General features: G+C 66.8%; 11 protein-coding genes. 4 read left to right on the forward strand and 7 right to left on the reverse strand.

What is annotated here, in order from left to right:
* Positions 1–92 precede the first annotated feature (92 nt).
* The 3 genes from I6H87_RS11420 to waaA are packed head-to-tail and all read left to right on the forward strand — an operon-like array spanning position 93 to position 3,854.
* The gene (locus tag I6H87_RS11420; RefSeq protein ID WP_011615882.1) at positions 93–1,478 is read left to right on the forward strand and encodes a phosphomannomutase/phosphoglucomutase; all 1,386 of its coding nucleotides are present in this window, start codon (positions 93–95) and stop codon (positions 1,476–1,478) included.
* Positions 1,459–2,565: a lipopolysaccharide heptosyltransferase I gene (waaC, locus tag I6H87_RS11425; protein ID WP_011615881.1), complete on the forward strand. Its 1,107-nt coding sequence runs from the start codon at positions 1,459–1,461 to the stop codon at positions 2,563–2,565. Before I6H87_RS11420 ends, waaC begins: the two co-directional genes overlap by 20 nt.
* The gene (gene waaA, locus I6H87_RS11430) at positions 2,565–3,854 is read left to right on the forward strand and encodes a lipid IV(A) 3-deoxy-D-manno-octulosonic acid transferase (protein WP_011615880.1); all 1,290 of its coding nucleotides are present in this window, start codon (positions 2,565–2,567) and stop codon (positions 3,852–3,854) included. Before waaC ends, waaA begins: the two co-directional genes overlap by 1 nt.
* Positions 3,855–3,862: 8 nt before the next feature.
* Here waaA and I6H87_RS11435 read toward each other — a convergent pair whose 3' ends face one another.
* Positions 3,863–4,954, reverse strand: a complete 1,092-nt coding sequence (locus I6H87_RS11435; protein WP_011615879.1) for a glycosyltransferase family 4 protein — start codon at positions 4,952–4,954, stop codon at positions 3,863–3,865.
* Positions 4,951–6,240 (reverse strand): O-antigen ligase family protein, encoded by a 1,290-nt coding sequence (locus I6H87_RS11440; RefSeq protein WP_011615878.1) that lies wholly within the window; start codon positions 6,238–6,240, stop codon positions 4,951–4,953. Before I6H87_RS11440 ends, I6H87_RS11435 begins: the two co-directional genes overlap by 4 nt.
* A gap of 356 nt (positions 6,241–6,596) precedes the next feature.
* On the opposite strand from I6H87_RS11440, the gene I6H87_RS11445 reads away from it, so the two are divergent.
* On the forward strand, positions 6,597–7,421 hold the full coding sequence (locus I6H87_RS11445) for an META and DUF4377 domain-containing protein (RefSeq protein WP_010813787.1): 825 nt from the start codon (positions 6,597–6,599) through the stop codon (positions 7,419–7,421).
* A 67-nt stretch (positions 7,422–7,488) separates the two neighbouring features.
* On the opposite strand, the gene I6H87_RS11450 is transcribed toward I6H87_RS11445, so the two are convergent.
* The 5 genes from I6H87_RS11450 to I6H87_RS11470 all read right to left on the reverse strand — a co-directional run bounded on the left by I6H87_RS11450 (position 7,489) and on the right by I6H87_RS11470 (position 14,555).
* Complete coding sequence (locus tag I6H87_RS11450) at positions 7,489–9,006, reverse strand: TolC family outer membrane protein (RefSeq protein WP_010813786.1); 1,518 nt, start codon at positions 9,004–9,006, stop codon at positions 7,489–7,491.
* A 75-nt stretch (positions 9,007–9,081) separates the two neighbouring features.
* Positions 9,082–9,405, reverse strand: coding sequence for a rhodanese-like domain-containing protein (locus I6H87_RS11455; RefSeq protein WP_011615877.1), 324 nt, complete (start codon positions 9,403–9,405; stop codon positions 9,082–9,084).
* Between the two features lie 13 nt (positions 9,406–9,418).
* The gene (locus I6H87_RS11460) at positions 9,419–10,072 is read right to left on the reverse strand and encodes a protein-L-isoaspartate O-methyltransferase family protein (RefSeq protein WP_010813784.1); all 654 of its coding nucleotides are present in this window, start codon (positions 10,070–10,072) and stop codon (positions 9,419–9,421) included.
* 113 nt (positions 10,073–10,185) lie between these two features.
* The gene (locus I6H87_RS11465; protein ID WP_011615876.1) at positions 10,186–13,431 is read right to left on the reverse strand and encodes an efflux RND transporter permease subunit; all 3,246 of its coding nucleotides are present in this window, start codon (positions 13,429–13,431) and stop codon (positions 10,186–10,188) included.
* An 11-nt stretch (positions 13,432–13,442) separates the two neighbouring features.
* Complete coding sequence (locus I6H87_RS11470) at positions 13,443–14,555, reverse strand: efflux RND transporter periplasmic adaptor subunit (RefSeq protein WP_011615875.1); 1,113 nt, start codon at positions 14,553–14,555, stop codon at positions 13,443–13,445.
* Positions 14,556–14,557: the final 2 nt, after the last annotated feature.

Consider the following 14,557-nt stretch of genomic DNA (forward strand, 5'->3'; position numbering starts at 1 on the left):
AGGAAACCGGCCCCCGATTTCAAATCCGGCACAATAGCGGCTGAGTTGACTTCTTGCGACTGCGGCGGATCGTCGCGTATTTGGAAAAAACTATGGCAATCGACCCCACCATGTTCAAGGCTTATGACATCCGCGGAATCGTAGGCAAGACCCTGACGCGCGAAGTGGCTCGGGATATAGGCTGGTCCTTTGGCACGGCCGCCGCCGCCGAGGGCGAAAAAACCGTCGTAGTCGGCCGCGACGGCCGCCTCTCCGGCCCCGACCTAATCTCCGGCCTGGTAGAAGGCCTGCGCGCCGCCGGCCTGGACGTGATCGACATCGGCCTGGTCGCCACCCCGATGGTCTACTTCGCCACCAACATCGAGATCGACGGCGTCCGCCCGACCTCCGGCATCATGGTCACCGGCAGCCACAACCCGCCGGACTACAACGGTTTCAAGATGGTGCTGGCCGGCAAGGCGATCTATGGCGAGCAGATCCAGGCGCTGCGCCAGCGGATCGAAGCCGGCCAGTTCAGCAGCGGTGCCGGCACCTACAAGCAAGTCGATGTGCGCCAAAAGTACCTCGACCGCATCATCAGCGACGTCAAGCTGGCCCGTCCGATGAAGGTTGCCCTGGATGCCGGCAACGGCGTGGCCGGTGCCTTCGTGGGTGACCTGTTCCGTGGCCTGGGCTGTGAGGTGACTGAACTGTTCTGCGACGTGGACGGCAACTTCCCGAACCATCACCCTGATCCCGCACATATCGAGAATCTGCAGGATCTGATGAAGGCCCTGCGCGAGACGGACTGCGAGCTTGGCCTGGCCTTCGACGGTGACGGCGACCGCCTTGGCGTGGTGACCAAGGACGGTCAGGTGATTTTCCCGGACAGGCAACTGATGCTGTTCGCTGAAGAGATCCTGTCGCGCAACCCGGGCGCCCAGGTTATTTACGACGTGAAATGCACCGGCAAACTGGCCCCCTGGATCCGCGAGCACGGCGGTGAGCCGCTGATGTGGAAGACCGGCCATTCGCTGGTCAAGGCCAAGCTGAAGGAAACGGGCGCGCCGATCGCGGGCGAGATGAGCGGCCACGTGTTCTTCAAGGACCGCTGGTATGGCTTTGACGATGGCCTGTACACCGGGGCGCGCCTGTTGGAGATCCTGTCGCGCCACGCGGATCCGAGCGCGGTGCTGAACGCGCTGCCGAATGCCAACAACACGCCGGAACTGCAGCTCAAGTGTGCCGAGGGTGAGCCGTTCACGCTGCTGGACCAGATCAAGGCGAACGCGAAGTTCGAAGGGGCGCGTGAGGTGATCACCATCGATGGCGTGCGCGTGGAGTATGCCGATGGCTTCGGCCTGGCACGCCCGTCCAACACCACCCCGGTGGTGGTGATGCGTTTCGAGGCGGATAACGACGCCGCGCTGGCGCGTATCCAGGCGGAGTTCAAGCGCGTGATCCTGGCAGAGAAGCCGGATGCTCAGCTCCCGTTCTGAGCGCGCGACGGTGCCGGCGGCATCGTCGGACGCGGCCGGTGTGGCGCAGCCCACGCCGGCCGCGGTGCCTTTCACACTGCCGGAACGGCCGCGCATCCTGCTGGTCAAGGTGTCGTCGCTCGGTGACGTGGTGCACAACATGCCGCTGGTGCACGATCTGCGCGCGCGCTGGCCGGGTGCCGAGATCGACTGGGTGGTGGAAGAGGGCTATGTCGAGCTTGTCCGGCTGTTGCCGGAGGTGCGCCGGGTAATTCCGTTTGCGCTGCGGCGCTGGCGCAAGCGCATCCTGCAGGGCGGCACCTGGCGCGAGGTGGGCGAGGTGCGTGACTTGTTGCGCCAGGAGCGCTATGACGCGGTGATCGAAAGCCAGGGTTTGCTCAAGACCGCGGTGGTCGCGCGCGTGGCCGCGCGGGCGCCCGGCGCGCCGATTATCGGGCTGGGCAATGCCACGCAGGGCTCCGGCTATGAGCCGGCGGCGCGGCTGCTATACACCGATCCGGTGCGCGTGCCACGCCAGACGCATTCGGTGCGGCGCTCGCGCTTGCTGGGCGCTGCGCTGACCGGGCTTGTGCCGGCGGAGCCGCCGCAGTTTTTCGGGCCTGCCGCGCAGTCGCTGCATGTGGACGATCCGCTGTGGGGCGATCTGCCTGCGCGCTATGCCGTGTGCTTCCATGCGACCGCTGGCGCGCGCAAGAAATGGGCGGTGCAGAACTGGCATGCGCTGGGCAGGCGGCTGGCGGATGAGGGTCTGGTGATGTTGCTGCCGTGGGGCAATGACAAGGAACGCCAGGCTGCCGAAGAGATCGCTGCTGGTGTGCCGCAGGCGAGGGTGTTGCCGCGATTCTCGGTGATGCAGGGTTTCGGGCTGATCAACGGGGCCGAGGTGGTGATCGGGGTCGATACGGGCCTGGTCCATATTGCCGCGGCGTTGTGCCGGCCGACGGTGGAGATCTATACGGCCACGTGGCGCTGGAAGACTGAGGGCTACTGGTCCGGGCGCATCGCCAATGTCGGTGACGACGGCGTGGTGCCGTCTGTCGATGAGGTCTACGACGCGGCTTGCCGCGTGCGCGGAGTGGCTGCCTGATGCTGCGTTTGCTCTATAGCATGTTATGGGTGGTGGTGCTGCCGCTGGCGCTGCTGCGCCTGGCCTGGCGTGCGCGCAAGGAGCCGGGCTACTTGCAGCATGTCGGCGAACGCCTGGGTATATACGGCAGCCTGCCCCGGAAAGGTCCGTGGCTATGGGTCCACGCCGTGTCGGTGGGCGAGACCCGCGCCGCGCAGCCGCTGATCGAGGCGCTGCTCGGCGCCTATCCGCACCACCGCCTGCTGCTGACGCACATGACGCCGACCGGCCGCCAGACCGGTGCGCAGCTGTTCGGCAAGGAGCCGCGCATCCTGCAATGCTACCTGCCGTATGACCTGCCATGGCTGGTGGGGTGTTTCATGCGGTATTTCCGGCCGCAGGCGGGCATGCTGATGGAGACGGAGGTGTGGCCCAACCTGGTGCGCGGCGCGCGCAAGGCCGGAGTGCCGCTGTTCCTGGTCAATGCGCGCCTGTCGCCGCGCAGCTTCCGGCGCACGGCGCGGTTTGGGCGCGCTGCGGCGGTCATGTATGCGGATTTTGCGGGCGTGCTGGCGCAGACGGCGGGTGATGCCGAGCGCTTTCAGGCGTTGGGCGTGCCGGCGGTGCAGATCACCGGCAACCTGAAGTTCGATATGCAGCCGGCGCCGGCAGGCGTTGCGCTGGGCGAGCAGTTGCGCAAGGTCATTGGCACGCGTGCGGTGCTGGCAGCCGCCAGCACGCGCGAGGGAGAGGAGCCGATGTTGCTCGACGCGTTCTCCCGTTGGCAATCACTGGCGGGCGATGTCCCGCGTCCCGCTCTGCTGCTGATCCCCCGTCACCCGCAGCGCTTCGATGAAGTCGCCGCGATGGCGGCGCGTGCGGGGTTCTCGGTCGAGCGCCGGAGTGCACTGGATCTTGACGGCATCCAGTCGCCGCTGACTGCCGATATCGTGCTGGGCGATTCGATGGGCGAGATGGCGATGTACTTTGCTGCGTCGGATCTTGCCTTTATCGGTGGCAGCCTGTTGCCGCTCGGGGGGCAGAACCTGATCGAAGCCTGCGCGGTCGGCACGCCGGTGCTGGTCGGTCCGCATACCTTCAACTTTGCGCAGGCGACGGAAGACGCGATTGCCGCGGGCGCTTGCCTGCGCGTCGACAATGCCGATGCGCTGATGCGCATCGCGGCAAGCGTGCTGGCCGATCCAGCCCGGCTGGCGGATATGCGCGCGCATGCGCAGACCTTTGCAGGCCTGCATCGGGGCGCCACCGTGCGCACCCTCGCTGCGCTGGCCCCGGCGCTGGAAGGCTGATCCGGTGCCTACCCTGGTGCCTTGACCAGGGCATCCCACTGCAGCGCAAGCCGCTCCAGCGTGAATTGGCTTGCCTTGTCGCGGCCGCCGGCGCCAAGGCGGCTCGCCAGTTCCGGCTGGCGGATCACTGTCAGCAGCGCCTTGGCCAGCGCATCGGCATCATCCGCGGCAACCACCAGAGCATCCTGCCCCGGGGTAAGCAGTTCGCGGGGTCCGGTCTCGCAATCGGTCGATATGATCGGCAGGCCAAAGGCCATCGCTTCGATCAGCACCAGCCCGAATCCCTCATAGCGCGAACTCAGGCAGAAGATCGATGCATGCCCGTAGGCCTGCGCCGGATCCTGGCAGATACCCGGCAGGCTGGCCCGGTCTTGCAGTTGCAGCTGGCCGATCAGTGCAGTGAGGGCAGGGCGCTCTTCGCCTTCGCCGTGGATGACCAGTTGCCATTCCGGTTCCGCTTGCGCCACCTTCTGCCAGGCGCGCAGCAAGACATCGAAGCCTTTCGCCGGAACCAGCCGGCCCATGGCCAGCACGGTCTTCTGCATGCGTGGCGCGGGTTCGGCCGGGATCGGAAATGGCAGCGGATTCGGCAGGCAGACGACCTCGCTGCGCGGCCGCAGTGCCTCACGCCAGCGGCGGCGGTCCCGTTCTGTCAGCACGACCACCTGCCGGCAGAACTGCGCGGCCAGCCGACGTGCCACCTTGCGTGCCGGCTTGCCGAGATCCTCGTCGAAATGGCAATGCTCCCACGCGATATGGTGCAGGCCCAGGCCGAGGGTGGCAGGCAGCACGAAGAGTTCAAGCATGGTGTCGACCTGTACCAGCACATCGATGCGATGCGCGGTGCAGTGCCTGCGGATGCCGGCGACCGTGGCGAAATAGGCGCGTTTGAAGGAGGGCCGTTGCGCGAACAGCGCTTCATGGTGCACGCGTGGATGCAGAGGGAACCGGCTGGCAGCATCCCAGAGGCTCAGGATCGTGACACGATGGCCAAGATCGGCCAGCGCATTGGCGATCGTTGCGGTCATCCGCTCCGCGCCGGCCATCGCGTTCAAGGTACCGGTCAGGAAGCAGATGTGGCGTCGTGAGTCCTGGCTCAACTGGCCGCCCGCGCAGGCAATGCGTCCTTGCGCGCAACCACATAGGCAAAGCAAACGGCCATGATCAGGCTGTAGAAGGCATTGACCAGGGTCGTGGCGAACATGACCTCGGTCAGGCCGAACACCATGAAGCCGCAGCACAGGGCCAGGCCCATGGCGCTGGCAACCTGCGTGCCCCGGTCTGCATTGCCAAGGTGGCGCAGGAAGAAGGCGGCCGGTACCAGATACAGGGCAAGGATTGCCAGTAGTCCCGGGATGCCGAGTGTGGCCGTAGCATGCAGGAGTTCGTTGTGTGAATGCGGCATGGTGGCAGCCAGCGGGGTGATCACATGCTGCGCCTCAAGCGTTTGCAAGGTCCGCTCGAAGTTCTCTGGCCCCACGCCGGTCCAGGGGTGAGCCTGTATCAGTTCCAGTGAGGCTCGCCAGAGCTGTAGCCGTATCCCGGTTGGGGTGTCCGGGGTTACATGCTGAGCGAATTGAGACACTTCGGATACAACGTCTGCCGTGCGCTGCTGCACGCGGGCGCTGCCGAGCCACGCGAGGCCCATGAGGCCAGCCAGCCCAACCATGGCCGCCGCCTTGTGCATCCGCGTCAGCCTGTGTGATGCAGCTAGCGCAATAAATGCCAGCACGGGGATGGCGAGCCAGCCGCCACGCGTGCCGCTCATGTATGAGGCGTACAGGCCGGCAAAGCCTGCCAGCAGCTTCAGGCCCGATTGCAGGTAGTCCCTGGGACGATCCCATCCAATTGAAATCAGGGCGAGTATTCCCATCAGCATGGAAAGATTGCTAAGGGGAATGATATTCGAGGACCCTACGTGAACTGGGCGACCGGCAGCTGTCGCCTCGTGGATCCAAGCCGCGGAAAGGAGTGCACAGACCACGAAACCCCACTGCACGCTCCGCATCCCACCCCTGCCAAGCCGTACCATCCCAAAAACCAACGGAATGAACAAAGCAAAGCGCAGGTAAAGGTAAGAAACATGCGGCTCCTCCGCCCCCGACAGCAGTTGCTGCAACAGCACTGCCAGCGGCAACGCCGCCATGGCCAGCATGAAGAACCAGTACCTGCGCAACAGCCCCCCACATTCCGTCCGGCCCTCGCGCCCGCCGGCAACGAGAGTGATGGCGCTCCAGCCGAGCAGGAGTCCGTAGCAGAGGTTGCTAACCGTCGGCTTGACAAACATCAGCGCAGGGAACGCTGCCAGAACGGCACAGGCGGCCAGGTACAGAGCTTTGTCGACCCCATACGATTGGGATCTCTGCAATCTCGTCATCAAGAGCATGGAGAGAGGTTTCCGGAGGAAGGGTTGTGCACTCGGGATGCGGGCCGATCCATCCTTCTTATTATTTTGTTGCCGCCTGTTGAGCAGCGGAGCCTGTCGGTCACATTGCTGCGCCGGGCGAGGCAATTATATCGGATGGTCAGGGTGGGATTTCTTGATGTTTCGCATCCTAGCCCGCCGAACCGGTTGGGACGTTACAGAATGTATGTGATTCAATCGATGCTTCACCGGCGCTTTGGCGCAACCGCCTTGCTAAACTGATGTATCAGTAGGGTGCACTTTTCGGCATGCCCTTTGTCAGATCTGTCGATTGCATCCATGCGGCCGTCTTGAGCGGCCTGTTACAGGAGTCCTTCATGCACAGCCGTACCAGCCTGTTCCCCTTCTCCCTGGCTGCCCGCAGCGCGGCCGCCTTGCTGGTGGCAGTCATGCTCGGGGCCTGCACGACCGCGCCGGCGCCTGATCTCCCCTCCGCCGGCACCAACCTCAACCAGACCCAACCCTCCGGCCCCAGCCGCTGGGAACTGGTGCGCTGGCAGCAGCCCGACGGCGCGCAGCGCGATATCCCGCACGGCGACAACGGCCAGCCCATCATTTTTGAGTTCAATGAGGGCATCGATGCCGCGCAGGGCACGGTCAGCGGTACCAGTGGCTGCAACCGCTTTACCGGCAGCTATGGCAAGACCGATACCGGCATCCGCTTCGACCGCATCGCCGGCACGCGCATGGCTTGCCCGCCGCCGCGCATGGAACTGGAATCGGCGTTGCTCAAGGCGATGCAGACGCCGTTTGCCACGGTCGGCACGCAGCCGTCGGCGGGCAGCACGGGCCGGCAGATCATCTGGAAGACCGCCGGCGGCGACCTGCTGCAGTTTGTCGAGCGCGAAGGCGTGGGCAGGCGCGGTGCGAGCGTGGAGGCCGGCGGCGTGGAGAAGGTGGTCTATATCGATTCGCAGCGCGTGGAGTGCTCGGGCGTGGGCAAGATGACGTGCTACCGCTGGCGCGAATCGCCGGAGGCGCCGTGGCAGCTCTGGTATGGCCCGATCGAGGGGCTGGATTTTGAGCCGGGCGTGGCCTACACGCTGCGAGTGCGCGAGTACCAGGTGCCGAACCCGCCGGCGGATGCGTCGTCGATCCGCTGGCAGCTGCTGAAGGTGGAGTCGCGTACGCGGGCGAAGTAGTGCGACGCCGTTCACGCAAACGGGCCGCAGTTGCGGCCCGTCTTGCTTTGCGGCGTGCTGCGGAGGATCAGGAGCGCGGTGCGCCGGCAGGCGTGGCTTCGCGCCGCGTGCCGCGGCGCTCGACCGAGGCGCGCGGGTTTGCCGGGGCCCTGGCGCCGGCCTGGGCGGGCGCGGGCAGCTTGTACAGCGCGCCCGGCGAAGAGGTCAGCAGGGTGTTGATCTGCACCACATCGGCTTCCTGCAGCACGCCAGTGGAGGCCTTCAGCCTCAGGCCGTTCATGATGGTGTCGTAGCGGGCCTTGGCCAGGTCGCGCCGGGTCGAAAACAGTTGCGCTTCGGCGTTGAGCACGTCGATATTGATGCGCACGCCCACTTCATAGCCGAGCTGGTTGGATTCCACCGCACTGGTGGCCGAGCGTTCGGCGGCTTCCAGGGCCTTGACCTGGGCCAGGCCGTTGGACACGCCGGAGTAGGTCTGGCGGGCCGTCTGCGCGGCGCTGCGGCGCGCGAATTCCAGGTCGCTGGCGGCCTTGTCGGCCAGGGCCAGGGTCTCGCGCACGCGCGACTGGATCTGGCCGCCGGCGAAGATCGGCATGGTCAGCTGCACGCCGATCTGCGAGGCGTTGTAATGGGTGGAGATCGCCTGCGTGGCGCTGCCGGTCTGATTGGTGAAGCCGTACGAGGCCACCAGGTCGACCGAGGGCAGGTGGCCGGCCTTGGCCTTGTTGGTTTCGCGCTGGGCGGTTTCCAGGTTGTAGCTGGCCAGGTTCACCTGCAGGTTGCTGGTCTCTGCCTGCGCGGCCCAGGCGTTGACGTCGGGCGGCTGCGGGCCGGGGATGGGTGCCTCGGGGCGCAGGCCCAGCACTTCGTCGACCGGCTTGCCGGTGATCTGCTGCAGCGTGGCGCGCTTGATCTCAAGGTCGCTCTGCGCGGCGATTTCGGTCGAGGTGGCCAGGTCATAGCGGGCCTGGGCGTCGTTGGTGTCGGTGATGGTGGCGGTGCCGACTTCGAAATTGCGCTTGGCCTGCTCCAGCTGCTCGGAGATGGCCTTCTTCTGCGCGCGTGCCAGGTAGAGGTTGTCCTGTGCCGCCAGCACGTCGAAGTAGGCCTGCGCGCTGCGCGTGATCAGGTCGAGCTCGGCCTGGTGGAAGCTGACTTCACCGGCCAGCGACGCCAGTTCGCCCTGCTTGTAGGTTTCCCAGCGGTCCCAGCGGAACAGCGGCTGGCTCAGTTGCAGCTGCCAGTTGTTGTTGTTGAAGAAGCGCGTGCCGGAGGCGCTGGCCCCGGCGCCGACCGGCAGCGAAGCGGTCTGGTCGAGCTTGGTGCGGTTGGCGCCCGCGGTGCCGACCACCTGCGGCAGCAGCCCGGCGCGGCCCTGGGGCAGCCGCTCGCGCGTGGCCAGCAGCTGCGAGCGCGCGCTGGCAAACTGCGCGTCATTGGCTTGCGCATCGCGATAGACCTGCAGCAGGTCGGCCGCGCTTGCCGGTGCCGCCGGCATCATGGCCAGCAGCGGGGCAAGCAGGGAAACCGCGATCGCCAGGCGTGTCCGGATCACTCCGGGCAGGGCGTTGGGCGCAAACGTCATGAAAGCTCCAGGTTGCCGGGCGCGGGCCGCGGCTACAGTCGATTCTTCTTGGTGTTGCTGTGCTGGACTGCCGCTTCAGTACTTCGGCATGGCCGGGTCGACATCGCTGGCCCAGGCGTCGACGCCGCCGGTCAGGTTGTAGACCTTGCCGTAGCCCTGGCGCTCCAGGTAGGCCGCCACCTGCATGCTGCGTGCGCCGTGGTGGCAGATGCAGACGATGTCGGCGTCTTCGTCGAGTTCGGCCGCGCGCGCGGGGATGTCCCGCATCGGGATGTGGGTGATGCCGGGCATGGCGCAGGTCTGCACCTCCCAGCCTTCACGCACGTCGAGCAGGACCGGCTTGGCGCGGCTGGCATCGGCCAGCCACTGGGCCAGTTCGGTCGCTTTGATGACCTGCATGGTGGATCTGTCCTCAGAACTGGAATTGCGACGGCCGGGCCGCGCCCTGCAGGGGCTTGACCGCGGTTTCGAACAGGTTGACGACCTGGTATTCGGTCTCGGACACGCGTGTGACCAGGCGCGCTTCCATTACCGGCAGTTCGCCGATGAAGGCGGCGATGCGGCCGCCCACCTTGACCTGCGACAGGATCGACTGCGGAATCGCCGGCAGCGAGCCCGAGATGCAGATCACGTCGTAGGGCGCGGCGGCGCTCCAGCCGTCGGCGGCGTTGCCTTCGGCCACGTCGACGTTGGTGACGCCCGCGTTGGCCAGGTTGGTGCGGGCCAGCTCGACCAGCTCGGGCACGATGTCCACGGTCAGCACGTGGCGCGCGCGGTTGGCCAGCAGGGCGGCCATGTAGCCGGAGCCGGCGCCGATTTCCAGCACGTTCTCATGCTTGCGCACGGCCAGGTCCTGCAGGATGCGGGCTTCCACGCGCGGCGCCAGCATGTTCTGCCCGGCGGGCAGCGGAATCTCCATGTCGACGAACGCCAGCGAGGCGTACGCGGCCGGGACGAACTGCTCCCGCTTGACTACCGCCAGCAGGTCCAGGATTTCCTGGTCCAGCACGTCCCACGGGCGGATTTGCTGTTCGATCATGTTGAATCGGGCTTTTTCGAGATCCATCTTGCCATTCCTTACCAATGCCAACCGCTGTCGGTCTGTGCGCCGGCCGCGCGGTGCCACGGCCGGACAGTCTTATCAAACCCTTTATTTTAACCTTGCAGACGCCGCCAGGCTCATTCCGCGCTGGCCTCCGCCGGGGCCGGGCGATCCGGTGCCGCTTGCCGGCCGGGCGCGGGCTGCGCGTGCGCTGCGGGCTCGCTGGCGGGCTTGCCTTGCCACAGCCGGCGCAGCCAGGCGCCGAAATCATCAAGATACGTATAGATCACCGGCACCACCACCAGCGTCAGGATCGACGAGGTAATGATCCCGCCGATCACGGTCTGGCCCATCGGCGCGCGCTGCTCGGCGCCTTCGCCCAGGCTGAAGGCCAGCGGCACCATGCCGAAGATCATCGCCAGCGTGGTCATCAGGATGGGGCGCAGCCGCACGCGCGCGGCCTCCACCAGCGCCGCCTCGCGCGACAGCGGCTGGCGGCCGTCGCCAACTCCACCCTGGTCCACATGGCCCTGGCGCGCCTGGTTGGCGAAGTCCACCAGCAGGATCGCGTTCTTGGTCACCAGCCCCATCAGCATGATGAAGCCGATGATCGAGAACATGTTCAGCGTCGAGCGGAACAGCAGCAGCGCCGCGAACACGCCGACCAGCGTCAGCGGCAGCGAGGTCATGATGGCGATCGGCTGGAAGAAGCTGGCGAACTGCGAGGCCAGGATCATGTAGATGAAGATCACCGCCAGCGCCAGCGCGGACACGGCGTAGCCGAAGGACTCGTTCATCGACTTGGTCGACCCGCCAAAGCGGTACTTGTAGCCGGCCGGCCAGTTCATGCCGTCCAGCGCGGCCTTGACGTCGCGCGCGACTTCGCCGGCCGAGCGCCCGGCCACGTTGGCGGTCAGCTCGACCTCGCGGTTCAGGTCGCGCCGGCTGATCTGGTTGGCGCCGGTGGTCGGCACCAGCTCGGCGATCTGGCGCAGCGGCACCATCCTGGGCGAGCCGTCGGCGTTGGTCTGGCTGCTGGCGATCATCAGCGCGCTCAGGTCGGCCATGCCGGTGCGCGCGTCCCTGGGCAGGCGCACGCGCACGTCGTAGTTCTCGTCATCGGGCGCGCGCCATGAGCTGATGGCGTCGCCGGCCAGCAGCGGGCGCAGGGCATTGCCGATCTGCGCCACGCCCACGCCCAGGTCAGAGGCCAGCTCGCGCCGGATGCGCACCTCGATGGTGGGGCGGTCGTCCTTCATGCTCGAATCCAGGTCGGCCAGGCCGCGGATCGCCTTCATGCGCGTGCCGGCTTCCCTGGACAGGCGCCGCAGTTCGTCCAGGTCATCGCCCTGGATCGATACCTGGATCGCCTTCTGGCCGCCGGCGCCGTCGGGCATGCCCACCAGCGTCAGCGTGATGCCGGCAATGCCCGCCAGGCGCTGCCGGATCAGCGGGTTGAGCTGCGCGGTGGACAGCTGGCGCGAGCGCCGCTCGGTCAGGCGCACCGACACCAGCGCATTGTTGCGGCCCGAGGCATTGCCCGAGTTGATGGTGGCGTAGGTGTAGGCCACTTCGGGGAACGATTTGAGCGCGGCTTCCACCTGCCGCACCTTGGCTTCGGTGACTTCGATCGAGGTGCCGACCGGCGTGGTGAATCCCACCTGGGTCTCGCCCAGGTCGGCATTGGGCACGAATTCCGTGCCGATCAGCGGCACCAGCGCAAAGCTGCCGAAGAAGGTTACCGCGGCGATGATGGCGGTGGCCAGCCGGTGCTTCAGCGCCCAGCCCAGCATGCCGGCGTAGCCGTTGCCAAGCTTGTCCATCTTTGCCGAGAACCAGTCCAGCAACCGCCCCACCGTGCGCCCGTACCAGCTCTTCTTGTTGCCGGTGCCGTGCAGGTCCGGGTCATGCCAGACCGACGACAGCATCGGGTCCAGCGTGAACGAGACGAACATCGAGATCAGCACCGCCGCCACCACGGTGATGCCGAACTGGTGGAAGAAGCGCCCGATGATGCCGCCCATGAAGCCCACCGGCAGGAACACCGCCACGATCGAGAAGGTGGTGGCCAGCACCGCCAGCCCAATCTCGTTGGTGCCGTCCAGCGCCGCGCTGCGGTGGTCCTTGCCCATCAGGTTGTGGCGCACGATGTTCTCGCGCACCACGATGGCATCGTCGATCAGCAGGCCCACGCACAGCGACAGCGCCATCAGCGTGATCACGTTGAGCGTGAAGCCGCACATATACATCACGCCGAAGGTGCCGATCAGCGCGATCGGCAGCGTCAGGCCGGTGATCACCGTGCTGCGCCAGGAGCCCAGGAACAGGAATACGATCGCCACCGTCAGGAAGGCGCCTTCCAGCAGCGTCGAGCGCACCTCCTTGACGCTGCTGCGGATGCCGCGCGCGGTGTCGTTGACCACGTTCAGCTGCACCCCGGCCGGCACCAGCTTGCGTGTTTCCTCGGTCATGCGCACCAGGCCGTCGACGGTATCGACCGTGTTCTGTCCCTGCGCCTTCACCACCGACAGGAACAGGGCGCGCTTGCCGTCCAGCAGCGCCAGGCTTTCCTGCTCTTCCTGGCCGTCGCGCACATCGGCAATCTCGCCCAGCGTGACCGGCTGTCCGGCGCGGCGCGCGACGATGATCTGGCGGAACGCGTCGGGGGTGGGCACGCGGCCCTTGATCTGCACCACCGTTTCCGTGGCCGAGGAACGCAGCTCGCCCGCGGGCAGTTCCTGGTTCTCGTTGCGGATGGCGTTCATGACCTGGTCCACGCCAATCCCCAGCGCCTCGAGCTGCGCCGGCCGGATGCGGATCTCGACCTCGCGCTTGGTGCCGCCCACGATATTGATGGCGCCCACGCCGCGCACCGTCTCCAGCCGCTTGCGCACGATCTGGTCGGCGATGGTGGTCAGCTCGCGCTGGCTGTGGGTGGCGCCCGGTGCGTTGGAGACCGAGAGATAGAAGATCGGCGCATCGGACGGGTCATAGCGCAGCACGCGCGGCTCTTTCACCTCGTCGCGGAACTGCGGGCGGATCAGCGCGATCTTGTCGCGCACGTCCTGCGCGGCCTGGCCGACGTCGACGCTCAGGTCGAACTTGATGACGACGACCGAAGTGCCCTGGTACGAATGCGAGAAGATCTCGTCGATGCCGGAGATGGTGTTGACGATCTCCTCGACCTTGCGCGTGACGTCGGACTCCACCGACTCCGGCGCGGCGCCGGGATATTCCGTCTGCACCACCACCACCGGGAAGGTGATGTCGGGGAACTGGTCGACCGGCAGCCGCTGGTAAGAGAACAGCCCCACCACGATGAAGGCCATCATCATCATGGTGGCCAGCACCGGGTTGCGGATCGACAGGCGCGTGAACCACATGGCGCGGGCCCTTATGCCTTGACGCGCTTGACCTGGCTGCCGCTGCGCAGCGTGCCGAGGTTGTTGCGGACGATCTCGGTGCCCGCGTCCAGCCCCGAGACGATCTCCACCATGCCGCTGGCCTCGTCGCGGATGCCAAGCTGCACCGGGCGCTCGGCCAGCGTGTCCTTGTCGATGGCATAGACAAAGGCGCGCTCGCCTTCGGTGCGCACCGCCGAGGACGGCACCGCCACTACGCCGGCACGCTCGCCCAGCACCAGCGCGCCGCGCGCGAACATGCCGGCGCGCAGCGTCTGGTCTGCATTCTCGATGCGGATATAGACCATGATGCTGCGCGTGCCCTGGCTGACTGCCGGGTTGATGCGCACCAGCTTGCCGGTGAAGCGGCCGGCGCCTTCCACGTCCAGCGCCACCGGCTGGCCGACCGCGGCGCGCGCCACGTCCGCCATCGGGATCGGCGCTTCCAGTTCCAGCACGCGCAGGTCGACTACGTCGACCAGGCGCGTATCCGGCGAGACCTTCTCGCCCGGCTGCACCGCGCGCGCGGCCACCATGCCGTCGAGCGGGGCCTTGACCACGGTGTCGGCCAGCGCCTTCTGCGCCACCGCCAGGCCGCCCTGGGCCGCGTCTAGGTTGGCGTGGGCGACGTCCAGGTCGGCCTGGTACTTGTCGAACGCGGTCCTGGAGATAAAGCCCTTGCCGACCAGCTCGCGGTTGCGCTCCCAGGTCTGGCGCGAGTTCTCGAACTGCCCGCGCGTGGCCAGCATCTGGCCGCGCGCCTGCGCTACCCTGGCCTCGTACTCGGTGGGATCGATGCGCACGATCACCTGGCCGGCGCGCACCGGCTCGCCCTCACGTACCAGCACCGCCTTGACCTCGCCGGAGACCTTGGCCTTGACCGAGGCCTGGTTCAGCGCACGCAGGCTGCCCGACAGCGGCAGCGACACCCGCAGGTCCTGGCGCGCCACGCTGACCAGGTCGGTCTGCAGGAATTCCACCACGTTGACGGCGGCCTGGGCCGGCGCCTGCGGCTGGCGCGCGCTGACGGCCTTGCGCACGGCGACCGTGGCGGTCAGCGCGATGGCGATGCAGGCGGCGGTGATCAGCAGGGGCTTGCGCTTCATGT

The sequence above is a fragment of the Cupriavidus necator genome (assembly GCF_016127575.1).
Taxonomy (GTDB): Bacteria; Pseudomonadota; Gammaproteobacteria; order Burkholderiales; family Burkholderiaceae; genus Cupriavidus; species Cupriavidus necator_D.